At 72.1% G+C, this 25,736-nt stretch carries 20 protein-coding genes; 11 read left to right on the forward strand and 9 right to left on the reverse strand.

Going from position 1 to position 25,736, the window contains the following annotated elements:
• Positions 1-13: 13 nt before the first annotated feature.
• From ACFHWS_RS20855 to meaB, 3 genes are read left to right on the forward strand one after another with little or no spacing between them, the layout of a single operon-like run.
• Positions 14-1,906 (forward strand): methylmalonyl-CoA mutase subunit beta, encoded by a 1,893-nt coding sequence (locus tag ACFHWS_RS20855; RefSeq protein WP_416568828.1) that lies wholly within the window; start codon positions 14-16, stop codon positions 1,904-1,906.
• Positions 1,903-4,107 carry a methylmalonyl-CoA mutase gene (gene scpA, locus ACFHWS_RS20860; RefSeq protein WP_416568829.1) on the forward strand — a complete coding sequence of 735 codons (2,205 nt, stop codon included), beginning with the start codon at positions 1,903-1,905 and terminating at the stop codon, positions 4,105-4,107. Before ACFHWS_RS20855 ends, scpA begins: the two co-directional genes overlap by 4 nt.
• Positions 4,104-5,138: a methylmalonyl Co-A mutase-associated GTPase MeaB gene (meaB, locus tag ACFHWS_RS20865; RefSeq protein ID WP_416568830.1), complete on the forward strand. Its 1,035-nt coding sequence runs from the start codon at positions 4,104-4,106 to the stop codon at positions 5,136-5,138. The genes scpA and meaB overlap by 4 nt, the downstream gene beginning before the upstream one ends.
• A gap of 35 nt (positions 5,139-5,173) precedes the next feature.
• On the opposite strand, the gene ACFHWS_RS20870 is transcribed toward meaB, so the two are convergent.
• From ACFHWS_RS20870 to ACFHWS_RS20890, 5 genes are all read right to left on the reverse strand, one after another.
• Entirely contained in the window at positions 5,174-6,055 is an 882-nt protein-coding gene (locus ACFHWS_RS20870; protein ID WP_416568847.1) for a metallophosphoesterase family protein, read from the reverse strand.
• Between the two features lie 105 nt (positions 6,056-6,160).
• Positions 6,161-8,119 carry an AMP-binding protein gene (locus ACFHWS_RS20875; protein ID WP_416568831.1) on the reverse strand — a complete coding sequence of 653 codons (1,959 nt, stop codon included), beginning with the start codon at positions 8,117-8,119 and terminating at the stop codon, positions 6,161-6,163.
• Positions 8,120-8,406: 287 nt separating this feature from the next.
• Positions 8,407-9,813, reverse strand: coding sequence for a cellulase family glycosylhydrolase (locus ACFHWS_RS20880; protein WP_416556403.1), 1,407 nt, complete (start codon positions 9,811-9,813; stop codon positions 8,407-8,409).
• Positions 9,814-9,859: 46 nt separating this feature from the next.
• Positions 9,860-11,659 (reverse strand): ABC transporter ATP-binding protein, encoded by a 1,800-nt coding sequence (locus ACFHWS_RS20885; protein WP_416556404.1) that lies wholly within the window; start codon positions 11,657-11,659, stop codon positions 9,860-9,862.
• Positions 11,656-13,401 (reverse strand): ABC transporter transmembrane domain-containing protein, encoded by a 1,746-nt coding sequence (locus ACFHWS_RS20890; RefSeq protein WP_416568832.1) that lies wholly within the window; start codon positions 13,399-13,401, stop codon positions 11,656-11,658. The genes ACFHWS_RS20885 and ACFHWS_RS20890 overlap by 4 nt, the downstream gene beginning before the upstream one ends.
• A gap of 219 nt (positions 13,402-13,620) precedes the next feature.
• Here ACFHWS_RS20890 and ACFHWS_RS20895 point away from each other — a divergent pair, with 219 nt between their 5' ends.
• Genes ACFHWS_RS20895 through ACFHWS_RS20910 form a run of 4 tightly spaced genes read left to right on the forward strand, consistent with a single transcriptional unit; the run spans position 13,621 to position 17,819 of the window.
• On the forward strand, positions 13,621-14,439 hold the full coding sequence (locus tag ACFHWS_RS20895; RefSeq protein WP_416568833.1) for an NUDIX hydrolase: 819 nt from the start codon (positions 13,621-13,623) through the stop codon (positions 14,437-14,439).
• Positions 14,436-15,446: a serine/threonine protein kinase gene (locus ACFHWS_RS20900; protein ID WP_416556408.1), complete on the forward strand. Its 1,011-nt coding sequence runs from the start codon at positions 14,436-14,438 to the stop codon at positions 15,444-15,446. The genes ACFHWS_RS20895 and ACFHWS_RS20900 overlap by 4 nt, the downstream gene beginning before the upstream one ends.
• Positions 15,447-15,474: 28 nt before the next feature.
• Positions 15,475-16,443, forward strand: coding sequence for a hypothetical protein (locus ACFHWS_RS20905; RefSeq protein ID WP_416568834.1), 969 nt, complete (start codon positions 15,475-15,477; stop codon positions 16,441-16,443).
• A 17-nt stretch (positions 16,444-16,460) separates the two neighbouring features.
• Positions 16,461-17,819: an adenylosuccinate synthetase gene (locus ACFHWS_RS20910; RefSeq protein WP_416568835.1), complete on the forward strand. Its 1,359-nt coding sequence runs from the start codon at positions 16,461-16,463 to the stop codon at positions 17,817-17,819.
• Here ACFHWS_RS20910 and ACFHWS_RS20915 read toward each other — a convergent pair.
• Positions 17,717-18,682, reverse strand: coding sequence for a hypothetical protein (locus ACFHWS_RS20915; RefSeq protein WP_416568836.1), 966 nt, complete (start codon positions 18,680-18,682; stop codon positions 17,717-17,719). The two genes, ACFHWS_RS20910 and ACFHWS_RS20915, sit on opposite strands and share 103 nt — an antisense overlap.
• 264 nt (positions 18,683-18,946) lie before the next feature.
• Here ACFHWS_RS20915 and ACFHWS_RS20920 point away from each other — a divergent pair, with 264 nt between their 5' ends.
• Positions 18,947-20,374 (forward strand): Nramp family divalent metal transporter, encoded by a 1,428-nt coding sequence (locus tag ACFHWS_RS20920; protein WP_416568837.1) that lies wholly within the window; start codon positions 18,947-18,949, stop codon positions 20,372-20,374.
• Between the two features lie 31 nt (positions 20,375-20,405).
• Here ACFHWS_RS20920 and ACFHWS_RS20925 read toward each other — a convergent pair whose 3' ends face one another.
• Entirely contained in the window at positions 20,406-20,744 is a 339-nt protein-coding gene (locus ACFHWS_RS20925; protein ID WP_416568838.1) for a hypothetical protein, read from the reverse strand.
• Positions 20,745-21,430: 686 nt separating this feature from the next.
• Entirely contained in the window at positions 21,431-21,571 is a 141-nt protein-coding gene (locus ACFHWS_RS20930; RefSeq protein WP_416568839.1) for a hypothetical protein, read from the reverse strand.
• Positions 21,572-21,810: 239 nt separating this feature from the next.
• On the opposite strand from ACFHWS_RS20930, the gene ACFHWS_RS20935 reads away from it, so the two are divergent.
• On the forward strand, positions 21,811-23,190 hold the full coding sequence (locus tag ACFHWS_RS20935; RefSeq protein WP_416568840.1) for a helix-turn-helix domain-containing protein: 1,380 nt from the start codon (positions 21,811-21,813) through the stop codon (positions 23,188-23,190).
• A gap of 865 nt (positions 23,191-24,055) precedes the next feature.
• On the opposite strand, the gene ACFHWS_RS20940 is transcribed toward ACFHWS_RS20935, so the two are convergent.
• Entirely contained in the window at positions 24,056-24,307 is a 252-nt protein-coding gene (locus tag ACFHWS_RS20940) for a hypothetical protein (RefSeq protein WP_416568841.1), read from the reverse strand.
• A 356-nt stretch (positions 24,308-24,663) separates the two neighbouring features.
• On the opposite strand from ACFHWS_RS20940, the gene ACFHWS_RS20945 reads away from it, so the two are divergent.
• Both ACFHWS_RS20945 and ACFHWS_RS20950 read left to right on the forward strand, forming a co-directional pair.
• Positions 24,664-25,449 carry a helix-turn-helix domain-containing protein gene (locus ACFHWS_RS20945; protein ID WP_416568842.1) on the forward strand — a complete coding sequence of 262 codons (786 nt, stop codon included), beginning with the start codon at positions 24,664-24,666 and terminating at the stop codon, positions 25,447-25,449.
• The gene (locus tag ACFHWS_RS20950; protein WP_416568848.1) at positions 25,446-25,625 is read left to right on the forward strand and encodes a DUF397 domain-containing protein; all 180 of its coding nucleotides are present in this window, start codon (positions 25,446-25,448) and stop codon (positions 25,623-25,625) included. Before ACFHWS_RS20945 ends, ACFHWS_RS20950 begins: the two co-directional genes overlap by 4 nt.
• The last annotated feature ends 111 nt before the right edge of the window (positions 25,626-25,736 follow it).

A 25,736-nucleotide genomic window follows, 5' to 3' on the forward strand; every position in this document is an offset into this window, starting at 1 on the left:
TAACATCCCGTGCATGACGGTGCCATCCGAGAGCCTCGACCCGGCCGCTGGATTCCCACCGGCCACGCCGGACGACTGGCGACGGCTCGCGCTCGGCGTCCTGCGCAAGTCGGGCGCCGCAGGCCCGGACACCCCGGCCGGATCCGTGGACGAACTGCTGGCCACCACCACCTACGACGGCATCCGGGTCGCCCCGCTGCACACCCGGCCGGCGGCCCCACCGGACGTCGGGGTGCCCGGGACGGCACCGTACGTGCGCGGGGCCCAGGCCCGACGCGACGGCGGCGGCGCGGGCGGCACCGACCCGGCCGAGACGGTGGCCGGCTGGGACGTCCGGCAGCGGTACGCCGACCCGGATCCGAAGGCGGTCCGCGAGGCGGTGCTGACCGACCTCGCCAACGGTTGCACCTCGGTCTGGATCGACCTGACCGCCGGTGGCCTGCACCCGTCCGACCTGCCGGAGGTGCTCGACGGGGTCCACCTCGAGCTGGCCCCAGTGGTGCTTGACGCCGGCGCGGTCAGCGTCGCCGCGGCCAAGGCGCTGCTCACGCTCGCCGACGACCGGGGCGTCGAACGCGGCGCTCTGGCCGGCTGTCTGGGCGCCGACCCGCTCGGCTGGCAGGCCCGCACCGGCCAGGCCGGTGACCTCGCGCAGCTCGGCGTCCTCGCCGGGTACGCCGCCCGGTCACCGGGCCTGCGCGCGGTCACTGTGGACGCCACCGCGTACCACGACGCGGGCGGTAGCGACGCCCAAGAGATCGGCTGTGCCCTGGCCACCGGGCTGGCCTATCTCCGGGCCCTCACCGACGCCGGGCTCGACCTGCCGGCCGCCTTCGGGCAGCTGGAGTTCCGCTTCGCCGCCACCACCGACCAGTTCGCCACCATCGCCAAGCTGCGCGCCGCCCGGCAGGCCTGGGCCCGCGTCGGGCAGCTCTGCGGCGTACCCGAGGCGGGTCGGCAGCGGCAGCACGCGGTCACCTCCGCAGCGATGATGACCGCCCGGGACCCGTGGGTGAACATGCTGCGCACCACAGTGGCCTGCTTCGCGGCCGGGGTCGGCGGGGCGGACGCGGTCACCGTCGCGCCGTTCGACGCCCGGCTGGGGCTGCCGGACGGCTTCGCCCGGCGGATCGCCCGCAACACCCAGTCGGTGCTGCTCGCCGAGACTCACCTCGGTCGGGTACTGGACCCGGCCGGCGGGTCCTGGTACGTCGAACAGATCACTTCGGATCTGGCGGCGACCGCCTGGGACTGGTTCACCGAGATCGAGCGGGCCGGCGGTGCCGCCGCCGCGCTGTCCGCCGGGCTGATCGCCGACCGGATCGACGCGACCTGGCAACGTCGGGCCGGCAATCTGGCGCACCGACGGGACCCGGTGACCGGGGTCAGCGAGTTCCCCAATCTGGACGAGCGGCTGCCCGCCCGTACCCCGGCGCCCGTAACGCCCGGCGGAGGCCTGCCGCGACGGTTCCACGCCGGGGGGTTCGAGGCTCGGCGGGACCGGGCCGACGCGTACCTGGCGGCCACCGGCGCCCGGCCGAGCGTCTTCCTGGCCACCCTGGGGCCACTCGCGGCGCACAGCGCCCGCGCCGGGTTCGCCGGCAACCTCTTCGCCGCCGGTGGGATCGCCACCACCCGGGGTGGCGACCCGGCCGACGACCCGGCGGCGATCGCCGCCGCCTTCGCCGCCGATCCGTCCACCGTGGCCTGCATCTGCGGCACCGACGCCAGCTACCCGGCGGCCGCAGCGCCGCTGGCCGCCGCGCTGACCGCCGCCGGGGCCCGGCGGGTCTGGCTGGCCGGCCGGCCAGCCGGCCACGACCACGTCGACGGCTACCTATACATCGGCTGCGACGCGATGGCCGTCCTCGACGCCACGTTCGACGACCTGGAGGTCCCCCGATGATCCCGGACTTCTCGCAGGCCACACTGCTGCCGCAGGACGGTCGGTGCGGCGACGGCGGGCCGGCCGCGGCGTCGGGTGCGCAGCCGCCCGGTCCGACCTGGCACACGCCGGAGGGGATCGAGGTCGCGCCGCTGTACACCGCGGCGGACACCGCCGACCTGACCTTCCTCGACACGGTGCCCGGCGTCCCGCCGTACCTGCGCGGACCGTACCCGACGATGTACACCACCCAGCCGTGGACGATTCGCCAGTACGCCGGGTTCTCCACCGCCGAGGAGTCCAACGCCTTCTACCGGCGCAACCTGGCCGCCGGGCAAAAGGGCCTGTCCATCGCCTTCGACCTGGCCACCCACCGGGGGTACGACTCCGACCACCCCCGGGTCGCCGGGGACGTGGGGATGGCCGGGGTCGCGGTGGACTCCATCTACGACATGCGGCAGCTGTTCGACGGCATCCCGCTGGACCGGATGAGCGTGTCGATGACCATGAACGGTGCGGTGCTGCCGGTCCTGGCGTTGTACATCGTCGCCGCCGAGGAGCAGGGCGTACCGCCGGAGAAACTCACCGGGACCATCCAGAACGACATCCTCAAGGAGTTCATGGTCCGCAACACCTACATCTACCCGCCGGGGCCGTCGATGCGGATCATCTCCGACATCTTCGCCTACACCTCGGCACGGATGCCCCGGTTCAACTCGATCTCCATCTCCGGCTACCACATCCAGGAGGCCGGGGCGACCGCCGATCTGGAGCTGGCGTACACCCTCGCCGACGGCGTCGAGTACCTGCGGGCCGGGCAGACCGCCGGGCTGGCAGTGGACACCTTCGCGCCCCGGCTGTCGTTCTTCTGGGCGATCGGGATGAACTTCTTCATGGAGGTCGCCAAGTTGCGGGCCGCCCGGCTGCTGTGGGCCCGGCTGGTCCGCGACTCCGGCGCCACCAACCCGAAGTCGTTGAGTCTGCGCACCCACTGCCAGACCTCCGGCTGGTCGCTGACCGCGCAGGACGTGTTCACCAACGTGGTCCGCACCTGCGTCGAGGCGATGGCGGCCACCCAGGGGCACACCCAGTCGCTGCACACCAACGCGTTGGACGAGGCACTGGCCCTGCCCACCGATTTCTCCGCGAGGATCGCCCGCAACACCCAGTTGCTGCTGGCCCAGGAGTCCGGGACCAACCGGGTGATCGACCCGTGGGGCGGCAGCTACTACCTGGAGCGGCTCACCCACGACCTGGCGCACCGGGCGTGGCAGCACATCCAGGAGGTGGAGGCCGCCGGTGGCATGGCACGGGCAATCGACGAAGGGCTGCCCAAGCTGCGGATCGAGGAGGCCGCCGCCCGCGCCCAGGCCCGAATCGACTCCGGTCGCCAGCCGGTGATCGGCGTCAACCGGTTCCGGCCGGACGCCGACGAGCCGATCGAGGTGCTCAAGGTCGACAACACCGCGGTACGGGCCGCGCAGCTGGACAAGCTGCGGCGGCTGCGCGCCGAGCGGGACGGGCCGGCGTGCGACGCGGCGCTGGCGGCGCTGACCCGCGCCGCCGACGCCGGACCCGACGCCGGCGGTGACGGGCTGTCCGGCAACCTGCTCGCGTTGGCGGTCGACGCCGCGCGGGCCGGTGCCACCGTCGGGGAGATCTCCACCGCGCTGGAGCAGGTGTACGGCCGGCACGCCGCGCAGATCCGTACCATCAGCGGGGTGTACCGACAGGAGGCGGGCGCGGTGGCCGGGATCGACCGTGCCCGGGCCGCAACCGACGCGTTCGCCGTCGCCGAGGGACGCCGGCCCCGGATCCTGGTCGCGAAGATGGGCCAGGACGGGCACGACCGGGGGCAGAAGGTGGTCGCCACCGCCTTCGCCGACCTGGGCTTCGACGTCGACGTGGGTCCGCTGTTCCAGACCCCGGCCGAGGTCGCCCGGCAGGCCGTCGAGGCCGACGTGCACCTGGTCGGCGTCAACTCCCTCGCCGCCGGTCACCTGACCCTGGTGCCGGCGCTGCGCGATGAACTGGCTGCCCTCGACCGGGACGACATCATGGTGATCGTCGGCGGGGTGGTGCCGCCGCAGGACTTCGACGCGCTGCGCGCCGCCGGTGCGGCGGCGATTTTCCCACCCGGCACGGTGCTGGCCGACGCCGCGGTGGACCTGCTCGCCGAGCTGTCCCATCGGCTGGGGCACGACACCGCCGAGGCCGGATGACCGGCGTACGGCGCGGGCTGCCCCCGGTGGCCGACTATGTCGCCGGGGTACGGGCGGCGGCACCCGCATGGCTGGCCCGGGCGATCACCCTGGTCGAGTCGACCCGGCCCGACCACCGGACGCACGCCCAGCACTTGCTGGTCGCGCTGACACCGTACGCCGGGCTGGCCCGGCGGGTCGGGGTGACCGGCGTCCCCGGGGTCGGCAAGTCCACCTTCATCGACGCGCTCGGGTCCCGGCTGACCGGCGACGGGCACCGGGTCGCGGTGCTGGCCGTCGACCCGTCGTCGGCCCGCAGCGGCGGCAGCATCCTCGGTGACAAGACCCGGATGACTCGGCTGGCCGCCGACCCGGCCGCGTTCGTCCGCCCCTCGCCGACCGCCGGCACGCTCGGCGGGGTGGCCCGCGCCACCCGGGAAGCGATGGTGGTGGTGGAGGCCGCTGGCTACGACGTGGTGCTGGTGGAGACCGTCGGGGTGGGACAGTCCGAGACCACCGTTGCCGAGATGGTCGACACGTTCCTGCTGCTTACCCTGGCCCGCACCGGTGACCAGTTGCAGGGCATCAAGAAGGGTGTGCTGGAGCTCGCCGACGTCGTGGTGGTCAACAAGGCCGACGGCGCGCACGCGGCGGAGGCCCGTTCCGCCGCACGTGAGCTGGCCGGGGCGTTACGGATGCTACGCGGCGGGCACGACGACTGGGCCGTCCCGGTGCTCACCGCCAGCGGCCGGGACGGGACCGGGCTGGCCGAGGTGTGGCAGCAGGTGACCGCCCACCAGGACCGGCGGCGGGCCAGCGGTGAGCTGGACCGGCACCGCCGGCAGCAGCAGCTGCGCTGGGTCTGGGCGATGGTGCGCGACGGGTTGCTGGACCAGTTGCGCGGGCATCCGGCGGTGGTCGCGCTGACCCCGCAGACCGAGAAACGGGTGCTCGCCGGGGAAATCACCCCCGCGCAGGCTGCGGCGCAGTTGCTGGCGGCGTTCACCGGCCCGGCCGACGGCGGCACCGACCGGTCGAGCGGCCAAGGCTGACCGGCAGCTGACCAGCCCGGGCGACCGGACGCTGATCAGCCCGGCTGCGGGCCGGGCAGGATCCGGCGCAGCTGGCCGGGCACCGCCAGGCGGCGACGCCACTCCCGGGGGTAGCCGACCGACACCTCCTCGAAGCGCACGCCGTCGTAGACGGTGGTGCGCGGGATGTGCAGGTGGCCGTAGACCATCACCGCCGCCCGGTACCGCAGGTGCCAGTCGGCGGTCCGGTCGGTGCCGCACCACATGGCGAACTCCGGGTAGCGCAGCACGTCCATCGGTGTCCGGACCAGCGGGTAGTGGTTGATCAGGACGGTGGGCAGTTGCGGTCCCAACTCGGCGAGACGCTCTTCGGTCTCCGCCAGCCGTCGCCAGCACCACTGCTCCCGGGTCGGGAACGGGTCCGGATGCAGCATCGCCTCGTCGGTGCAGACGATGCCGGTGCGGTGTGCGTACGCGAGCCCTTCCGCCTTGGTGCTGGTGCCCGGCGGCAGGAAGCTGTAGTCGTACAGGGTGAACAACGGTGCCACCGCCGCCGGTCCGCCGGCACCGGACCAGATCAGGTACGGGTCCTCCGGGGTCCGCACGTCGAGCGACCGGCAGAGGTCGACCAGGTGCGTGTAGCGCTCCACGCCGCGCAGCTGTACCGGGTCGTGCGCGGTGGTCCACAGTTCGTGGTTGCCCGGCGACCAGATCACCTCGGCGAACCGCTCGCGCAGCGTGGCCAGCGCCCACCGCACGTCGGCGATCGTCTCGGCGACGTCGCCGGCGACGATCAGCCAGTCCTGCGGCGCCGGCGCCGCCAGGTCGGCGACGATCTGGCGGTTCTCCGGGTACGCGATGTGCAGATCGCTGATCGCCCACAGCGTCGGGGCCGTCCCCGTGGCCTCCCCGTCGCCGCCGGTCTGCCGTACCGTCACCGTGGCCGCCCTCCCGTCCGCGTTCCGTGTCCGGTCCACCGGTGTCGATCATCCGGTACGCGGCCGCCGAGCGGTAGCCCGCCTGCCGATCGATGTCGGCGGGGGTCACCCCGGCCCGGGGCCGCCACCACGACCGGCGACACCCGCGCTGGCCGCCACCACCCGGTTCTCGCCGCGCAGCCGGACGTCAGGCGCCGGCTCGCCGGCCCGGGCCGCCCCGGACCGTTCGGGTGTCTCGTCGCCGTCGGTCCGGCGGTCACCGCGGTCGACCAGATGCAGCCGGCCGTCCTCGTCGAAGCGGCCCAGGTCCCCGCTGCGGTATAGCAGGTCACCCGGGATCTCCGGAAACGGGTTGGCAACGTACCCAGCGGCGGCGCGCCACGGCGTGCCGTGCCGGCCGGCGCCGACACCCGCCCCGCCGATCAGGATGGCGCCGGTGGCACCGGGCGGTAGCAGCCGCAGCCGGTCGTCGGCGACGAGCAGGTGGCAGTTGTCGACCGGCTGGCCGACCGGGATGGCGTCGCCGTCGGTCTCACCCACCCGGTGGTAGGCGACGGCGACCGTCCCGACCGGGCCGTACCCGGTGCTGACCTCGACCTGGGGCAGCAGGCGTCGCAGTCGGCGGGCACTGGCCGGCCGCAGCCCCGGACCCGGCACCACGACATGGCGCAGACTGGCGAGACGCCCGGCGACCGCGGCGTCCCGCTCGATCGCCGCCACCATCGTGTCGAACGTGTCCGGCTCCGTGTCGATCATCGTCACCTGCTCGGCCGCGATGACGGCGACCATGGTGGACAGATCCGGCCGGCCGGAGCCGGGGGACGCCAGCACCAGCCGCCCGCCGGTGGTCAACGGCCAGATGAGGTTGCCGACCGACGGAGCGGGCCCGGGGCCGCCCGGCAGCACGACCTCACCGCCGGTGGCGGCGAAGAAGCGGGTCATGAAGTGCACCCGGTCCGTCAGGGCGACATGCCGACTGACGGTGCAGCGCGGTACCCCGTCCGCGTCGGCGGTGACCAGCGCGTGCGCCAGGTCGTCGGGCGTCCCCGCCGGTTCCGGGCGCCGGCGGGATGAGGGGACCTGACCCGGCCGTACGTCGATCACGCGGGCGCCGGACAGCGCTGGGTCCCCGGACGGCGCGGCGGCGAGCACAGGCGCACCGGGTACCGATGCCAGCACAGGCCGCAGCCTGGCCGGTGACCAGCGTGGATCGATGGTGACATGGACGGCCCCGATCTTGAGCAGCGCGAGACTGGCCACCGGCAGCGCCGGGCCGGCGGCGAGCAGTACCGGCACCGGGTCGCCGGGCCGGACGCCGACGTCGGCCAGGGTCGCAGCCAGTCCGTTGGCGGCGTCGTCCAGTTCACGGTAGGTGAGGCGGCCTCCCGCGCCACTGACCGCGACCCGCTGGGGATGCCGGTCCACCGCCTGCTCGACCAGCAGGTGCAGCGGACGGAACGGCCCGCGGTCCACCCGACGACCGGCGTACCGGTCGAGCAACAGGTCACGCGAGGTACCGCTGACGCCGGCGGTACGCCAGCTGGCCTGGCCGGGTTCGTCGACCAGCTCGCGCAGCACCTCCGCGTACAGCTCGGCGACCGCCGGCAGGCAGCGCCGCCACGGGTCCCCGCCGGGGCAGCTGGCGTGGATGGTCAGGTGGTTCGCGGTGACCCGCCAGTCGATGCGGGCCGTGGGTGGGCCGGGCGGAGCCGCCACCCCGGTGGTCGCCCGCACCAGCAGGGCGTCCCGCCGCTCCGGCAGCAGATCCACCGGGCGCAGCCGCCGGGACAGCCAGGAGCGGACCGCCGGTCCAGCCAGATGGCGCAGCTGCTCAGGGGGGTCGATCAGGTCGAGGCCGAGCGTCGCCGTGGTCGACCGGATCGGCACCGGCCGGTCCAACCGGGCCGCGGTCTCCAGCGCGGCGAGCGCTCCGAAGACGACCGCCTGGGCTTCGTCGATCGACGTCCGGGCGCCGACACAGGACGTGCGGTAGGTCGCCACGGTCGGGGCCACCCGGGTAGATGCCGCCGTCCCGTCGCCGGCCTGGACACGTTCGGATGCCATTCCGCTGTCCTCCCCTGGCGACGGCGCGCCGCCGATCGACACGACCACAAACTCACCGCGATCGGACCATCACCCAGAGAGGCTATGCCAAATAGGCAGAGGTGGAAACATCTAACTTTGCGTGACGACTATTTCCGACAACAGGTACTCCCGCTCCCCTACGCCGCATAGTTCCTATGCGGCACATGCCGGAAAGGCGGTGGGGCACCGTGCCGACCTTCCGGTTCGGCCTCACGGCACCCCACCGACCGACGCGAATACTCCCGCTCAGTGGCTAATGCCGGCTTTCAGTGGGTCGGGAAGTCGTCCGCACTGCGAATCCGTTCCCGAATCCAGACACCTGCCTCCTTGAGCGGGGCGGTACCGGCGTAGGAGCCGCTGCCGCACACCCCGGTTCGGAAGACCGCCCCGGACCGGAAGTCGTCGGAATAGTTCCAGTTCACCCAGCTGATTTTGCGCGATTCCAGCAGGTCGATCCACAACTGGGCGTTGACCAGATCGTTGGCCCCGTCTCCGGTGTAGGTCTGGACGCCGAATTCGGTGACGAACATCGGTAGCTGATCCGCCGCCCGCGACAGCGCCGAGCGGTACGCGTCGTGATGCGAGCCGGCGTAGAAGTGGAAGGTGTACATGATGTTGGTCGCGTTCACCGGATTGGCGATGACCTCGGCCTCGCTGCCGCCTTCCGACACACCCAGCGACGACCAGGCCCGCGTGCCGACCAGCACGACGCCGTCCGGGTCGGCCGCCCTGATCACCGGGATGACCTGCTCGGCGTAGATCTTGATACCGGCCCAGTCGACCCCGTTCGGCTCATTGGCGATCTCGTAGAGCACGTTCGGCTTGCCGGCGTGCCGCTGGGCGATCTCAGCGAAGAAGGTCCTGGCCCGGTCCAGGTTGTAGTTTGGGTCACCCGGGGTCAGCAGGTGCCAGTCGACAATGGCGTACATGCCGCGGGCGGTCGCCTCGTCGATCAGTCCGTGCACCCGGTCGGTGAAGCCGCGCGGATCGGTCTCGTAGCCGTCCTCCTGGATGTACATCGAGATCCGCAGGACGTCGGCCCGCCAGTCGGTGGCGAGCGTGTCCAGCGAGGTGTCGTCGAGGCAGTGGGCGTACCACTGCAGTCCGTGCGTGCTCATGCCGCGCAACTGGATCGGGCGGCCGTGCTGGTTGCACAGGTTGACTCCGCAGACCCGCAACTGACCGTTGATCGCGACCGGCGTGGTGCCGGTCGGCGGAGCCGTCGTCGGCGGCGGGGTGGTCGGGGCCACGGTGGTCGGCGGCGGGGTGGTCGGGGCCGGTCCGCCGGCGCAGGCGGCACCGTTGACCGTACAGTTGCCGGGTATTCCGCTGCCGACGACGATGAACCCGAACGTAGTGCTGCCGCCGGCCGCGATGGTGCCGTTCCAACTGGCGTTGTCGAACGTGTACCGGTTGCCGACGGCGGCCGACCGCGCGTTCCACGACGAACTGATCCGGCTGCCGGTCGGCAGGTCGAAGCCCACCTGCCAGGAGGTGATGGTGCCGGCCGTGTCGTTGGTGACGGTGAACCGGCCCTCGTAGCCGCTGCCCCAGTCGTTGACCTTCACGAAGGCCGCGGTGGCGGCACTGGCCGACGGTGCGAGCAGGGCCACCGCCCCGACGACGGCCGCCGCGAGCCCTCCGGCCGCGACGACGAAACTCCAACGGCGCACGACGCCCTCCCTCAGGTCAGCGGGCACAACACATCGACGTGCGACGTTAAACAAGATTCTCAGTAGGGTCAACCGACAAGGTGGGACCACCGGTCCAGCTGTCCCACAGCCGCCGGTAGTCGCTGCCGGCGGCGATCAGCTCGTCGTGCGTACCCGAGGCCACGACCCGGCCGGCGTCGAGCACCACGATCCGGTCGGCCCGCCGGGCCTGGGTGAGCCGGTGCGCGACGATCAGAGTCGTCCGACCGGCGGTCGCGGCGAACGCGGCCCGTTCCAGGTCCCGCGCGCCGGCGCTGCCCGCCTCCGCCGTCGCCTCGTCGAGGATCGCCACGTCCGGATCGGCCAGCACCAACCGGGCCAGAGCGAGCTGCTGCGCCTGAGCGGCGGTCGGCTGGTGACCGCCCTCACCGACTACGCTGTCGACGCCGTCGGGCAATGCCCGGACCCAACCGAGCGCGCCCACCGTGGCCAGCGCATCGGTGATCTCGTCGGTGGTGGCGTCGGCGCGGGCCAGCCGCAGATCCTCGGTCAACGGACCGGCGAACACGTGCACGTCCTGACTGACCAGCGCGATCCGACCGGCGAGCCCCGGGTGACCGGCACGATCCGGCCCGGCGACCGGCACCCCGCCGAGCCGGACCGTGCCCGCGGTCGGCCGGAGCAGCCCGGCGACCACGCCGGCCAGGGTGCTCTTGCCCGCGCCGCTGACCCCGACCAGCGCCACCCGTTGCCCCGGCTCGACCCGCAGCGTCACGCCGCACAGCACCAACGGGCCGTCGTCGTACCGGTGGCTGACGCCGTCGATCTCGAGCCCGGTGTCGGCTGACACGACCGGCCCGGTCACGGCCGGTGCCGGGGGCAGATCGGCCACCCCCACCAGGCGCGCCAGGCTGGCCCCGGCCTGCTGGACCTGGTCGAACTCGGCGACCAGCGCGCCGAGAGGATTGAACAGCCGGTGGAAGTACAGCGCAGCGGCCGTGGTAGCCCCGACCGTCACCAGGTCCGCCCGCACCAACAGGAAGCCGACCACCAGCACCGAGGTCAGACCGACGCACTCGGCCCGGTTGAGCCGGGAGCCGAACCGGGTGAACATCCGCAGCACGGACACCGACAGGTCGCGCGACGCCGCCGAGCGCTGCTCGATCGCGGCGAGGTGTGCCGCCTCCAGCCGGTACGCGCGGACCGTCGCCGCGCCGCGCAACGCGCCGATCATCGCCTCGGACCGTTCCCCGGTGACCACCCGTTCCCGCGCGTAGTTCGGCCCGGAGCGGGGCAGGTACCAGCGCAACGCGAGCAGGTACATCGGCACCGCAGTCAACCCGGCCAGGCCAAGCCGCCAGTCCAGCGCGAACAGTCCGGCGACGGTGAGCCCGACGGTCAGCAGCGCGGACACCAGCACCGGCGCGGTGTCGGTGATGACCCGGGTCACCACCGACACGTCGTCACCGACCCGGGCCAGCAGGTCGCCGGTGCCGGTGCGGTCCAGCGTCCGGCCGGGCAGGTGCAGGGCCCGGTCGAGCACCCGTTCGCGCAACCGGGCCAGCACGGTCTCGCCGGTCCGGGCGACCAGCGCGGCGCCTAGACCGGTCAGTACGGCGCCGACCGTGGCCGCGAGCACGATCAGCACCACCGAACGGACCACCTGCCCGGTGCCGGTGCCGGCCCGGATGTCGTCGACCATGACGCCGAGCACCCAGGGCGCGACCAGCCCAGAGGCGCTGGCCGCCAGGACGGTCACCAGCGCGGATCCGCTCAGCGCACCGGCGCGGCGCAGCTGCCCGCCGAGCACCGCCCAGGTGCGCCCGCCGGTGGCGGTCGGCAGCCGGTCGCGGGCGCGGCCGGTCATCGCAGCACCGCCGCGCGGTAGGTCGGATCGGTCCGAACGAGATCGTGGTGCGGCGCGGTGCCCACCACCCGACCAGCGGCCAGGACGCAGACCCGGTCGGCCCGGCTGAGCAGCGCCGGGCTGCTGGTCACCACCAGGGTGGCCGGGGCCTCGGCCGGGACGGTCGGATCCACCGTACGACCGCCGTGGCGGGCCGCTCGCAGACCGGCCGCCAGCCGTTCCTCGGTGGTCGCGTCGACCGCCGTCGTCGGGTCGTGCAGCACCAGGATCGGCGGGTCGGCGGCCAGCGCCCGGGCCAGCCCGATCCGCTGTCGCTGGCCGCCGGAGAGACTGGCGCCCCGGTCGGTGACCGGATGGTCGAGCCCGGCGTGATGCGCCGCGACGATGTCGTCCGCGCACGCCGCGCCGATCGCAGCAGGCAACGGATCCGCTGCCTGGCCGGGTCGGATCAGCAGGTTACTGCGTAGCGTGCCGGCGAACAGCGCCGTGTCGTGCGGTTCGACCAGGACCCGTTCGCGCAGGCCGTCGAGGGTCAGCTCAGCGACCGGTACGCCGTCCACCGCCACCGATCCCCGATGGTCGTCGGCGGCGACGGCGCCGCGCAGCAGGTCGAGCAGCGCTTCGGCGTCGCGCGGCTCGTACGCCACCACTGCGAGCAGCTCCCCCGCTGCCAGCCGCAGATCGACGTCGCGCAGCGAGCGGTAGCTGACCGCGGTCAGAGCCAGGCGCGCCGGCTGCGGCCGGGGCGCCGGACGCTGACCGGGCAGCACGGCGGGCGGCGCGGCGAGCACCCGGGCGACCCGTTCGGCCGAGGCCCGCGCGGCGGCGGCGAGCTGGCCACAGAAGCCGAGTACACGGACCGGCTCGGCGATGAACTGAGCCAGACCAACCACGGTGATGAACTCACCGACGCCGATCCGGCCCCGGACCGCCATCACGCCGGCCGCGCCAGCGACGCCGGCCAGGAGCAGCCCGCTGGCGCCAGCGGTGACTCCCTGGTAGACGCCGGCCATGGTGGTCGCCCGCAGGGTCACCTGGAGGGTGTGCCGGCTCGACTCGCGGTAGCGCCGGGCCGCGTTGCGCTGCGCGCCGAACCCGCGCAGCGCGCGTAGCCCGTCGACCAGGTCGGTGGCGAGCGCGGTGGTCGCCCCGGCGGCGGCCTGCTGCGCGCCGGTACGTCGGGTGACCACTGGGGCGAGCGCCTGCAGGGCCAGCACCAGCGCCGGCACGCCGAGCAGGACACCAAGGCCGAGCGGCACGTCGATGGTGAGCAGGACCACGGACGAGACCGCCAGCGCCGCCACGGCGGCGACGGCGACCGTGGCGGCCCGGATGATCAACGCGGTCCGTTCGGCGTCGGCGGCGGCGATGGCGAGCAGCTCGCCGGAGCGAAGCCCGGTGCGGTGCCCGCGTGGGTCGAGTGCCCGCCCGGCGACCTCCACCCGGAGCCGGTGGGTCTCCCGGTGGATCGCGGTCTCGGTCAGCCGGGCACCGAACCGCCAGGCGAAGGTAAGGACGGTGAACAGAGCGGCCAGTCCGGCCACCGAGACCGCGAGCGCGGTCCAGTCGCCGGTCGCGACGGCCTGCTCGACGATCAGTCCGATGGCCAGCGGTACCGCCGCTTCGGCCGCCTGGTGCAGACTGAGCAGTACGACGCCGGCGGTGAGCCGGCCGCGGTGCCGGCGCAGGGTGCGCCGCAGCAGCCGGGCCGCGGTCAGCGGGGCGGGACGGGGTACGGGCACGGCGGGTCTCTCTCCGGCGGGGTCGGTGACGGGCCGGCTCACCGACCGGCTACCGGTGAGCCGAGGCTAACCTAAGCCGCGACCGGGCTCCATCGTCGATCACCGGCACCGGACATGACAGTCGCCACGTTGGGGTGACATCCGGTCCACCATGAGATAGGTTACTCTCAGATTGAGTAGTTCTTAATCAGAGACTTTCTAGTAACGAGAAGGACCGCGATGTCGGAGGCCGAGTTCCTCGCCAGCTACGACCCCCGGGCGTTCCCGCCGGTCGCCGTGACCGTCGACGTGGTGGCGCTGACCATCCGCGACGCACAGCTGCACGTGCTGCTCGTGCGGCGGGGCGCGCCGCCGCACGAAGGGGCCTGGGCGCTACCCGGCGGCTTCGTCCAGCCCAACGAGGACCTGCCCACCGCCGCCGCCCGGGAGCTGGCCGAGGAGACCGGGCTGGACACCCGGCCCGGCCGGGCCGCCGCGATGGACCGGGTGCATCTGGAGCAGCTGGCCAGCTACGGCGCACCCGAGCGGGACCCACGGATGCGGGTGGTCTCCGTGGCGTACCTCGCCTTCGCGCCCGAGCTGCCCCACCCGGCGGCCGGCAGCGACGCCGCCGCCGCGGCCTGGGTGCCGGTGGACGCGCTCGGCCTACCCGAACGGGCCGACCCCGACCGGCCGGTGCGGCAACGACCCGGCACCAGCCGGCGACTCGCCTTCGACCACGCCCGGATCGTCGTCGACGGCCTGGACCGGGCCCGCGCCAAGCTCGAGTACACCCCACTGGCCACCCGGTTCGTCGGCGACGAGTTCACCGTCAGCGAGCTGCGCAGCGTCTACCAGACCGTCTGGGGTGTCGAACTGCACGCCGGCAACTTCCAACGCAAGGTGCTCTCCGTACCCGGCTTCCTGGAAAGCGTCGGCGCCACCACCGAACGCGGTGGCCCGCGCGGCGGACCCCGCTCGCGCATCTACCGGGCCGGCGACGCCCGGCTGCTGCACCCGGCGCTGCTGCGACCCGCCCGGGAGGAGGAGGTCAGATGACCGTGACCGAGGCGATCAAACTCGTCCTGACCGCGCACCACCCGGCCGAGGTCTTCGGCACCGACCAGACGACTCGGCGCTACCACCAGCTGGCCCGGCTGCTGCACCCGGACACCGCCGGGGCGGCCACACCCGACCCGCGCGCCACCGCCGCGTTCATGCAGCTGACCGAGCTGTGGCGGGAGCACCTCGCCGACGGCCGGGACACCGTCACCATCGACACCGGTCGGCACCGGTACGTCGTGGACCGGACTGCCCGCTACACCGGCGACCTCGCCGACCTGTACCGGCACGGCGACGACCAACTGGTGAAGGTGCCCCGGGATCCGGCCAACAACGACCTGATCGCCCGGGAGGCGACCGCGCTGACCCGGCTCGCCGAGCGGGGCGACGCCCGCTACCTGCCGTACGTGCCCCGGGTGGTGGACGAGTTCCGGCACCGCGACACCGGCACCGGCGCCGTCCGGCAGGTCACCGCGCTGGGCACCGCCGCCGGGCTGCGCAGCCTCGCCGAGGTCCGTCGGGCGTACCCCGACGGGGTCGACGCCCGGGACGCGGCCTGGATGTGGCGGCGGCTGCTGGTCGCGCTCGGCTTCGCCCACCGCGCCGGGCTGGTCCACGGCGCGGTGCTACCCGACCACGTCCTCATCGAGCCCGACCAGCACGGCGTGGTGCTGGTCGACTGGTGCTACGCCAGCATCGACGGCACGCCGGTGCCGGCGCTGGTCCCGGCGTACGCCGACTGGTACCCCGACGAAATCCGCCGACGCCGCAGCCCCGGCCCCGGAACCGACCTCGCGATGGCCGCCCGCTGCCTCGACTGGCTGACCGGCGATCAGGCACCGGAGCCGATGCGCCGGTTCACCGACGGCTGCCAGCTGGCCGCGCTACGGCAGCGGCCCGACGACGCGTGGCGGCTGCTCGCCGAATTCGACGACCTGCTCGAACGGCTTTGGGGCCGCCGCCGGTTCCGGCCATTCACCATCCCCGACCCCAACCACCGTTAAGAATCACCCGCTTCGAAGGAGGCCCGACATGGGCAGTGGAGCCTGGTCGACCGACGTTTACCGCGCCGCGAGCGCCTACCGCAAGGCCACCGGCGCCAGCGCGTTCGCCTACAGCGACGGCGGTGCCCGCACCGTCCACCCGACCCTCGACCCGTGCGGCGTCGCCGCCCGGGAGAGCCGCGACTCGACCGAACACCCTCAGTCGCTGGCCGTCGCCGTCCTGTTCGACGTCACCGGATCGATGGGCGGCGTGCCCCGGACGCTGCAGCAGAAGCTGCCGCAACTGCTCGGCCTGCTGCTGCGCAAGGGCTACGTCACCGATCCGCAGATCCTGTTCGGTGCGATCGGCGACGCCACCTGCGACCGGGTGCCGCTGCAGATCGGCCAGTTCGAGTCGGACAACCGGATGGACGAGCACCTGGGCAACATCGTGCTCGAAGGCGGTGGCGGCGGGCAGATGATGGAGTCGTACGAGCTCGCCATGTACTTCATGGCCCGGCACACGTCGATCGACTGCCACGAGCGGCGCGGCAAGCGCGGCTACCTGTTCGTCATCGGCGACGAGATGGCGTACCCGAAGGTCAAGGCCCGCGAGGTCCGGAAATTCATCGGGGACGACCTCGACGAGGACGTCCCGCTGCGCGCCGTCGTCGACGAGGTCCGCCGCCGGTGGGACACCTACTACCTGATGCCGGCCGGCAGCCACTACGCCGGCAACCGCCGCATCCTCGACTTCTGGCGGGACCTGCTCGGGCAGAACGCCGTCGAACTCGACGACCTCGACGCGGTCTGCGAGACCATCGCCACCACCGTGGCGCTCGGCGAAGAGGCCTGCGACCTCGACACCGCCCTGGCCGACCTGCGCGACGTCGGTGCCGGCGACGCCGCCACCACCGTGTCGCGGGCACTCGCCCGGATCGGCGCCGACCGCACCCCCGCGGTACGCGGCACCCTGCCGGCCACCTCGGGCCACGCCGACCGGGTGATCCGGCTGTGAATTGGGTGGCCAGCAGCGTGGCCGGGGACGCAACCGGCCGGCACGTCGCCGTGGTCGACCTCGGCTACGGCGACGCCGGCAAGGGCACCGTCGTCGACTGGCTGTGCGCGAGCCGGCCGGTCGACGCGATCATCCGGTTCAACGGGGGCGGGCAGGCGGCACACAACGTCGTCCTGCCCGACGGCCGGAGCCACACCTTCGCCCAGTTCGGCGCCGGCACCTTCCACGGCGTACCGACACACCTGTCCCGGTTCGTGGTCGTCGACCCGCTGGCGTTGGCCGGCGAGGCGACGCACCTGGCCGGGATCGGGGTGCCCGACGCGCTGGACCAGGTGACCGTCGACCGGGAGGCGCTGCTGGCCACCCCGTACCACCGGGCCGCGAACCAGGCCCGGGAGATCGCCCGGGGGGCCGACCGGCACGGCTCCTGCGGGATGGGGGTGGGCGAGAGCATGTCGTACGCTCTCGCCCACCCCGACACCGCGCCCCGGGTCGGCGACTGCCTCGACGAAGGCCTGCTGCGGCACCGGCTGAGGCTGCTGCGCGACCGGCTCACCGCCGAACTGGGGCCGCTGTACGCCCCACCGGTGGCGGACACTGTCACCGCGTTCACCGCCTTCGCGCGGCGGGTGTCGATCGTCGACCGGTCATGGACGACCCGCCTGCTGCGCGCCGGAACCGTCGTCTTCGAAGGCGCCCAGGGGGTGCTTCTCGACGAGTGGCACGGGTTTCACCCGTACACCACGTGGAGCACCACGACGTACGGCAACGTCGACACGCTGCTGGCCGAGGCCGGGATGCCCGGTACGGCGACCCGGCTCGGGGTGCTGCGGGTGGTCACCCCCCGGCACGGGCCCGGCCCGCTGGTCACCGAGGACCCGACGCTGCGGCCGCCGGAGCGGCACAACGGCACCAACGCCTGGCAGGGGCGGTTCCGGGTCGGCCACTTCGACGCCGTCGCCCACCGGTACGCCCTCGACGTCACCGGCGGCCTCGAGGCCCTCGCGCTGACCCACCTGGACCTGGTCGGCGCGCACCGGCTGCGGCTGTGCGACGGCTACGACTGGGCCGACCGGCTGCCGGTCGGCCCGCCCGGCGACCTGGACCGGCAGGCAGCGCTGACCGCGAAGCTGCTGGCCAGCCGACCCCGGTACGCCGCCGACCCGGAGCCCGACCCGGACTCCTGGGTGGCGGCGGTCGAGGCGGCGCTCGGTGTGCCGGTCTGGCTGACCTCGCACGGCCCCACCGCCACCGATAAGGCCGTCCTGTCGCGTTACCGCAGGTCGACCGAGACGGAGCCGAAGTACGGCACGGCCACCGGGGTGGCGCTGTCGAAGTCGGTGCCGCCGTACCAGCGGGTCCCTTCGGGGCACTGACATTCGATCTTGATCTGCTGACCGCCGGTGATGTACTCCTGCACCACCCACTTCCATCTGCCTTGGCCGAAGTCGTCGAAGCCCATCACGTCCCTGGTGACCGCGTTGTAGAAGATCACCCGACCCGGCAGACCCGGCCCTTCGTCGCGGACCACCACCCGCACGAAACCCCGCGTCTGACTCGTGGGCCAGAACTGGTACGGCTCGGCCGGGCCACCGATCACCGCCGGCACGGTCTCGGCCTGTAACCGGTTGCCGACCTTTCCGCTCCACTGTGCTGGTTCGCGGTCCAACCGGAACAACACCGGCCACTCGTACGGACCGACCCAGTCGATGTCGAAGGCGCCGTCGGCGGCGACCGGCACGGACCACATCTCCTGGTGCAGGTCCAGGTCGGGTGCGGCGATGGAGACCAGCCCGGCGTTCTCCCCGGTCCAGTGATTGACCGCACCGCTGATCGTGGCGCGGGGATCCAGCAGGATCTGATTCACCCGCTTGGTCTCACCGGTGGCGAGGGTGACTCGCCGGGCATCCTGCTGCCGGCCGGTGCCGCCGTCCGGGCCGACCCACTGGGCACCGTACGGGCTGTCCGGTTTGGGCAGCGCGAACAGGTTGTACTGCCCGGGTTCCGGCACCTCGACGGTCACCCGTCCGCCGCCGCCGCTGCGCGTCGAGCAGGCGTTGGGCAGGCGGAACGTGAGCACCGGCAGAGCCAGCACACACACGCCCTTGACCGGCTCGCCGGTGGCCCGGTCGAACACCCGGGTGGTGATGGCGGCACCAACGTCGCTCTCCGAGGCTGGCACCGCCGCTGCGCCGCTGGTCATCACCACTGCCAGCGCTACACCGACCGCAGCCGACAACAGCCACCGAGGGTAGCCGGAGCGGACGCCCGACTGGGCACCCGGAGACCACTGCCTACTGCTCGTCACTGCCCACCTGCCAATCCTTCCTGGACGTGGAGTAGTCAAATACCTACCACGCGCATGGATGATCGTCGGGGACGTCGAGGGCTCGGACAGCCGGCGTGTCGACGAGTGTCCGTCATCCAGGTGTCGCCGGCCGGTACGTGGGTAGGTCCGGAGAGGTCCGACCCTCCGCTCGAACACGACCCAGGGAAACTCACCGTGCCGACCACCTTCCGTCTGCGTCAACAGCCCACCCCCGTCCCGGCCGGCCGGGGCCAGCTCCGGTGGTACGGGCCCGGCTTGCTGTGGATGGTGTCGTCGGTGGGTTCCGGCTCGGTGCTGTTCACCCCCCGGATCGGCGCGCGGTACGGCTACGAACTGCTGTGGCTGGCGCTGATCGTGACCGTCTTCATGTGGATCATGATCCGGGAGGCCGGCCGGTACAGCGTTGCCACCGGCCGCACCCTGCTCGACGGCTTCCGCGACGTACCTGGGCTGGCCAACTGGGCGATCTGGGTGATCTTCGTGCCGCAGATCGTCGCCGGGGTGGTCACCATCGCCGGTATCGCCGCCCTGGTCGGCAGCGCGCTCATGGTGGCGCTGCCCGGCGGACAGGCGGTCTACGCCAGCGCCGTCATCCTCGGCTCCGGGGCACTGGTGCTGGCCGGCCGCTACCAGGGCGTGGAACGGATCACCGCCGTGATGGCCCTGGTCCTGGTCGGCGCAGCCATCACCGCGGCGGCCAGCACGGTCAGCGGCGACATCGTGACGGGCCTGGTGCCGGGCGTGCCGGACGACCTCGACCTGTACTTCGTGCTGCCCTGGGTCGGATTCATCCTGGCCGGCGCCGTCGGCATCATGTGGTTCTCCTACTGGGTGGCGGCGCGTGGCTTCGGCGGGCCGACGGGCCCGTCCTCGTCAACGGATCAGACTGATGCCGGGGCCCGCGACGATGTGCCTTCGAACAGGCAGGTCGGCGGCGACGAGCAGATCGAGCGGGTACGCGGCTGGACCCGGACGATGAGCCGGACCGCCGCGCTCGGCGTCGCCGGCGGTGGACTGGTCATCGTCTCCTTCCTGGTGCTGGGCGCCGAACTGCTCGCCCCGCAGGGGCGGGTACCCGACGGGGTCGACGTCGCCCGCGACCTGACCGCGCTACTCGGCGACCTGTGGGGCACCTTCGGTGAGGTGCTGCTGCTGACCTGTGTGGTGGTTGCTCTCTGGGGCACCATCTTCGCCAACCAGGACGGCTGGGCGCGCACGTACGCCGACGCCACCAGACTGATCACCGCCGGCCGATCCGACGACGAGCCGGCTGATGACGGCGAACAGACCGGCAGGCTGGCCCGTCTGATCCGCCACCCACGGGCGGTCTACCTGACCTATGTCGCGGTCGCCATGACTCTCGCCCCGCTGGTGCTGTTCCTGCTGGTCCGCAACCCGGTCGAGATCCTGTCTGTCGGCGGTATCATCGCCGCCGCGCACACCCCCGTCGTGGTCGGCCTCACCATGTACGTCAACCGCCGGCTCCCCGCACCGGTACGGCCGTCGTGGACCAGCCAGGTGGCGCTCGGCACCGCCGGGGTGTTCTTCGGCGCCTTCGCCGTCGTCTACCTGCTGAGCCTGGTCGGAGTCCGGATCGGTTGACCCGGTCCGGCACCGACTCACAGGATCAGGTTCAACCAGTCCCGGTGACGGACCCGCACCGAGGCGGCCGTGGCGAAGTCCGAACCGCCGTACCAGCGGTCGCCACCCGTACAGCGGCACCGATCTTGACGTGCTGCCCGCCGCTGACCCGCAAAAATCCCCAGGTGGCGCCGTCGCCGATCGCCACCGACCCGACATGCTCGCCGGATCCGGAGTTGTACAGGACCAGTTGCCGGCCGGCGCTCGTCGGCTCGTCGAGGATGTGAACGGTCAACTCGCCGCCGTGCCGCAGCCGGTAGGTCGCCGGGTCCGGGGTGCCGACGACCGCCGGGACGAGGTCGACCTGGGCACGACCGGCGACACCGACCACACCGCCGACGATCTCCCCCCTTTCTGTGCACCATGTACCCGGTGATGGTGGCCCGCAGGTCGAGCATGACCGCCGGCACGGACTTGGTCTCGCCGGCCGCCACAGTGATCCGGCGGGCCCCGGACTGGACCCGGGTGCCGCCGTCCGGTCCAACCCACTGCGCGCCGTACGGGCTGCCCGGAGCCGGCAACGCGAAGAGGTGGTAGGAGCCGGGCCCTGGTACATCGATGGACACCCGACCGGTACGGCCGCTGTTCGGCCGGCACTGCGCTGGAATGCTGAACACCCGGACCGGGGTCGCGAACACGCATACGCCAGCCACCCGGGCACCAGTGTTGCGGTCGCGCACCCACGTATCGATCCTGGCGGTCTCGGCACTGGCCGGGGCGGCTGCCGTCATGGACACCTGTCAACCTCATCGACCTGCCAGGGGCGGCTCCGCCCGTAATATCGCCACTACGCTTAGACTTCGGTCATGCGCCGTTCGTGTCGTCCTCGCTCCGGAGATGGGCCCCGATCTCGGGCTCATGGTCGCCCCCAGCTCCGCAAGGCCATCCCACCGGCTGCTGCCGAAACATGATCGCTTTCCGCCCGAGAGCGACGGAATGCGCATCGACCACGCGGACCGCTTCCGCCCACCGGGCAGCCCAGCAATCACCATCAGCTATGGATCTATGACGCCCAGCTCATCCTTGACGGAGGTACGCGGCGGCGAGGCCGGCCAGCGCGGCGACGATCCCGCCGATCGCGCTCACCGCAGCCGATCGCCCGGGACCACCCGCCACGAGCATGATGACGACGATCGCCATGACGCCGAACAGGCCCATACCAAGTGTCCGATTGACGACAGCGACCCGGCGAAGGCCAGGTCGACCTTGATCCGATTGATCCATTGTCTTCGCTCCTCACCCACCGTCCGGCGCCATCACCGCCGCCCTTCCAGGACAGCAGCGACCAGGTAGCGCCGACACGCCCCGTTACCGGATACGCAAGCGCTTTGCACGCGCTGGCACGTCCGTTGCACAGTGGAGGCAATACCGAGCGTGACCATGGGTGGGAGACTGCGATGAGCGGCGACCGCCGGTGGGCTGGCCTTCCCGAGACGCGTCGGGCGGCGGCAGCCGGCGACTACGGCAACCTGATCCGGCTGGCCCGCACGGCCGCCCGGCTGACCCTCGCGGAGGCCGGACGACGCTGCGGCTACTCCGCGGCGAGCCTGTCGCGGATAGAACGCGGCCGCCAGCGCCTGACCGACGTGTCCGCCCTACGACGGCTCGCCGACGTGTTCGACATTCCACCGGAGCTGTTCGGCTTGACCAACTCTGGCACATCGGCCAGCCACCACGGGTCCACTTCGATCGTTAGGCTTCCCGGTAGCCGATCCTGGCCTGAGACGGGAGAGGACGTGATCCGACGGCGCGCGGTACTGAGCGGTCTGGCGGGGCTCGCCGGTGCGGCGATCCCCACGGGCCCAGGCTCTGCCGGCCACGCCACTGCCCGCCCGCCGCAGCTGGCGGCCGGACTGTCGGGCCTGCTCCTCGGCGCGGAGCCGAGCACCACCCCACCTGTCGGCCCGGTCGAGCTGCGCGCCACGCTGGCCGCCGCGTCGGCGGACCTTCAGGCGTGTCGGTACGCGCGACTCGCCACCCGCCTACCGCAGCTGGTCACCGGCGCGGCGACGGTCACCGCGAACGCCGCCGATGACCGACGATGTGCGGCCACCGCCCTGGCGACCCGGGCGTACCACCTCACCGCACAGGTGCTGATCAAGCTGCACGAGGACGGCATATCCTGGTCGATCATGGACCGGGCTGGTCAGACGGCGCGAGCCTGCGGGGACCCGCTGCTGCAGGCCGAACATGCCCGGATCACCGCGATCGTGCTCCGCCGGACCCTACACCGCGACACCGCCCAGAAGGTCGTGCTCACCGGCGCGGCGACGCTCGACACCGCCACCGAGCTGCGGCAACGCGATGACGTCACCGCGTACGGGCGGCTGCTCGCCACCGCCGCCTACACGGCCGCACTCGGCGACCGGCGGGACACCGCACTGGATCTGCTCGCCGAGGCGGACGAGGCCGCCCGGCGAGCGGATCTGAAGCCCGCCTTCGGCAGCGTCGACGTCGCGTTGTACCGGATCGGAGTCTGCCGAGCGCTGGGTGACTTCGGCGCGGCGGTCGAATGCGCCCGCACCATCACCCCGCAGCAGTTGGGCACCGTGGAGCGTCGGGCCCGCTACTGGCAGGACACCGCGCTGGCGTTGCACGGCCGAGGCGCGAACATCGAGGCGTACCGGGCGTTGCTCGCCGCCGAGCAGACCGCGCCGCAGGAGGTCCGCTACCGGCCGTGGGCTCAGCGGTTGACCGTCGACCTGCTGGCGAGCGACCGCCACCGGTCCCTTCCGGACCTGCGCGCCTTCGCCACCCGCATCGGGGCTGACGCATAATCCGATCCGCCCGAGCAAACGTCCCACCGTAGTGTCGCGTCGATGACGCGCAGTGGATCAACAACAGCTGTTGCCGTAACCCAGCGGTCGACGCGGCACCATCCAGGTCGAACCGGTAGTGCAGGTCCGCTGAGCCATCCGGGAAGTTCCCCGCCAGATGCTGCACCACGTCGACACGGGCGTCTCCAATGCGGTGAGCGCTGACAAAATCCGTGGTGTAGGTGTACTCGCGAACCCCATTGATCAGCCATGACGCCGGCGCCGCTGGTGAACAGTTCGTTGGCGTACCGGCCACCGGGTAGCCCGGTGCGTTCCGTGGGCGGGAAGGCCGCGTGCAGCTCGTCCATGGCCAGGCTGGACCAGTCGACGGAGTCCTCGACCCGGACCTGTGCACTGCTGGCGGCCACGGTCCGGGCGGAAACGGAACGCAGTTCGACGTCGAGTGTCACGGCGTCGGGTCGCAGCAGCTGGCGCAGCGACACCACCGCTGCCCGCATACGGTCGTGTGCGGCCTCGATCCGGTGCAGGTGACCCGCCATGAGCTCGGCGCGTTGATACGGATCGTCGGTCGCGATGAAGTCGGTGCCGGCACCGCGCCGGCCGCGCCGGCTTCTCACTGCTACGGGTCGGTCCCGTTGCCGGCGCGCGGGGCTTCCCGCACCCCGGGGTGGGTCAACGACCGCTTGTAGACGGCGATCGCCACCATCCGGCCGTCGCGTCCACCGCCGACGATCCCAGGTGCAGCGTCTCACCGACCCGCAGCGGCTGGTCAGACATCGTCGTCGTCCTTCCCGTGCGGGTAGCCGTCCGGCATCAGCCCGGACAGCTGCAGCACCGCCCGCACCCGGCGGGCCTTGCCCGGGTCCTACCGGTCGAGGATGACCAGCGACCGCAGCAACGGCCGGCACGGCGCGGCGACGTCACAGGTGCGGCATTCGCCGAGCCGCGCCGACGACAGATGCTCGGCGATGTCCAGCCGCGCCTGGCGCACCGCCTGCGCCACGACGGTGTCACCGGGGTCAAGCGCGGCGTCGATCGCACTGGCCGGGGCGGGGTCGACCGCGCGGGCGGAGGTCAGCCGGCACGTCCCGCCGATCTCGTCATTCCTGTGCATCACCAGGATCCTCCTTGGATAGCCGAACGAGTTGCGACATCCCACCCTGGACTCCGATTCGCAGTTGGCGGAACCCGACCGGTGACCCCGTGCACGCCGGGAGTCCCATGACGCGAACCTCGACCACCACGAGGGAATCCGAGGGATGCGAAAGCCTTGCAGCGGCAAGAGTTAATCTGATAGAAGCCCGAAGATCAAATCCTCAGCCTGATCTGGCAGTTATCCACAGGACCAAAATCCATGCTGGACGCCTCTGCATTCGTCAAGGAAGATAGTTGGTGACTTCAATCAACGGGGACGCCTTTCGGCGATGCCTCCGCCGCGTGGGCACGAGGGAATCCGAGGGATGCGAGGGGCTTGTGAGCGGCAGCGAGTATCTGATATCGGAGTTACGGCGGGTGCGCGAGTCGATGGGCCTCACCCAGGAGTCCTGGGGTGAGCGCGTCCACTTCTCGGCAAAGCACGTCGGCTCGATCGAGCGCGGCGAACGCCCCGCCCTGCCCAACTACCTGGGCATGGTCGACAAGGTGTTCGGCACCGCCTTCATGAAATTCTACCGCGAGTTCGTCATCGGCGAACACGCCCCGATCTGGTTCAAGCCCTTCATCGAGTACGAGCAGCGGGCGAGCCTGCTCCGAGCCTTCCAACCCTTGGTCGTACCCGGTCTGTTGCAAACTGAGCCATATGCACGAGCGGTGCTCACCACCTACGGCATCCACGGCGAGAAACTGGAGACAGCGATCTCCACTCGAATCGAACGACAGGAAATCCTGAGACGCGAGTCGAACCCGTGTCATCTTGCTGCGGTGATCGATGAGGCGTTGCTGCATCGTGGCGTCGGCGGGCCGGAGGTGATGCACCAGCAGCTCACCGCGCTCGCCGAGGCCGCCGAACGCCCCAACGTCCAGATTCACTTGGTCCCGCTGTCGACCGGTGCCTACCCCGGCGTCGATGGCGGATTCATTTTCGCCACCGTGGACGGTCGAGCGGTCGGCTACGTGGAAGGCCACTTACGCGGCAAGGTGGTCGAAGCCCCAGACGACACCGCAGAGCTTGAGCAGACCTGGGAAGCGATCCGGGGGTACGCTCTGCCGAGCCATCAGAGCCTAGAACTGATCATGAGGACGGCTGAAAAATGGACATGACCGGCGCACGCTGGCACAAGAGCACGCACAGCGACACTCAGGGCTGTGTCGAGGTGGCCGAGAATCTTCCTGGTCGGGTGTTCGTCCGGGACACCAAGGACCGCGATGGCGGCACCCTCGACTTCGCCCCGGCTGCCTGGCGGTCGTTCATCGCCAACATCACCGTCACCCGCTGATCACCGGCCAGCCGGAAGCTGACCGGCCCGGCTGCCACGCACCGCAGCCTCGGTCCGGTCCGGTCCGCGATGAGGACCGGACCGAGGGCTGATCCGTACCCGCCAGCGGGT

Origin of the sequence: Micromonospora sp. LOL_013 (assembly GCF_048060315.1) — a bacterium.
Taxonomy (GTDB): domain Bacteria; phylum Actinomycetota; class Actinomycetes; order Mycobacteriales; family Micromonosporaceae; genus Micromonospora_E.

What these genes read in the sequence shown, in the direction of transcription:
- ACFHWS_RS20895 (WP_416568833.1), top strand. Translation starts at nt 13,621, where the DNA reads ATGTCGGAGGCCGAGTTCCTCGCCAGCTACGACCCCCGGGCGTTCCCG.
- ACFHWS_RS20900 (WP_416556408.1), top strand. Translation starts at nt 14,436, where the DNA reads ATGACCGTGACCGAGGCGATCAAACTCGTCCTGACCGCGCACCACCCG.
- scpA (WP_416568829.1), top strand. Translation starts at nt 1,903, where the DNA reads ATGATCCCGGACTTCTCGCAGGCCACACTGCTGCCGCAGGACGGTCGG.
- ACFHWS_RS20855 (WP_416568828.1), top strand. Translation starts at nt 14, where the DNA reads ATGACGGTGCCATCCGAGAGCCTCGACCCGGCCGCTGGATTCCCACCG.
- ACFHWS_RS20885 (WP_416556404.1), bottom strand. Translation starts at nt 11,659, where the DNA reads ATGACCGGCCGCGCCCGCGACCGGCTGCCGACCGCCACCGGCGGGCGC.
- ACFHWS_RS20930 (WP_416568839.1), bottom strand. Translation starts at nt 21,571, where the DNA reads ATGGGCCTGTTCGGCGTCATGGCGATCGTCGTCATCATGCTCGTGGCG.
- ACFHWS_RS20950 (WP_416568848.1), top strand. Translation starts at nt 25,446, where the DNA reads ATGACCGGCGCACGCTGGCACAAGAGCACGCACAGCGACACTCAGGGC.
- ACFHWS_RS20905 (WP_416568834.1), top strand. Translation starts at nt 15,475, where the DNA reads ATGGGCAGTGGAGCCTGGTCGACCGACGTTTACCGCGCCGCGAGCGCC.
- ACFHWS_RS20875 (WP_416568831.1), bottom strand. Translation starts at nt 8,119, where the DNA reads ATGGCATCCGAACGTGTCCAGGCCGGCGACGGGACGGCGGCATCTACC.
- ACFHWS_RS20935 (WP_416568840.1), top strand. Translation starts at nt 21,811, where the DNA reads ATGAGCGGCGACCGCCGGTGGGCTGGCCTTCCCGAGACGCGTCGGGCG.
- meaB (WP_416568830.1), top strand. Translation starts at nt 4,104, where the DNA reads ATGACCGGCGTACGGCGCGGGCTGCCCCCGGTGGCCGACTATGTCGCC.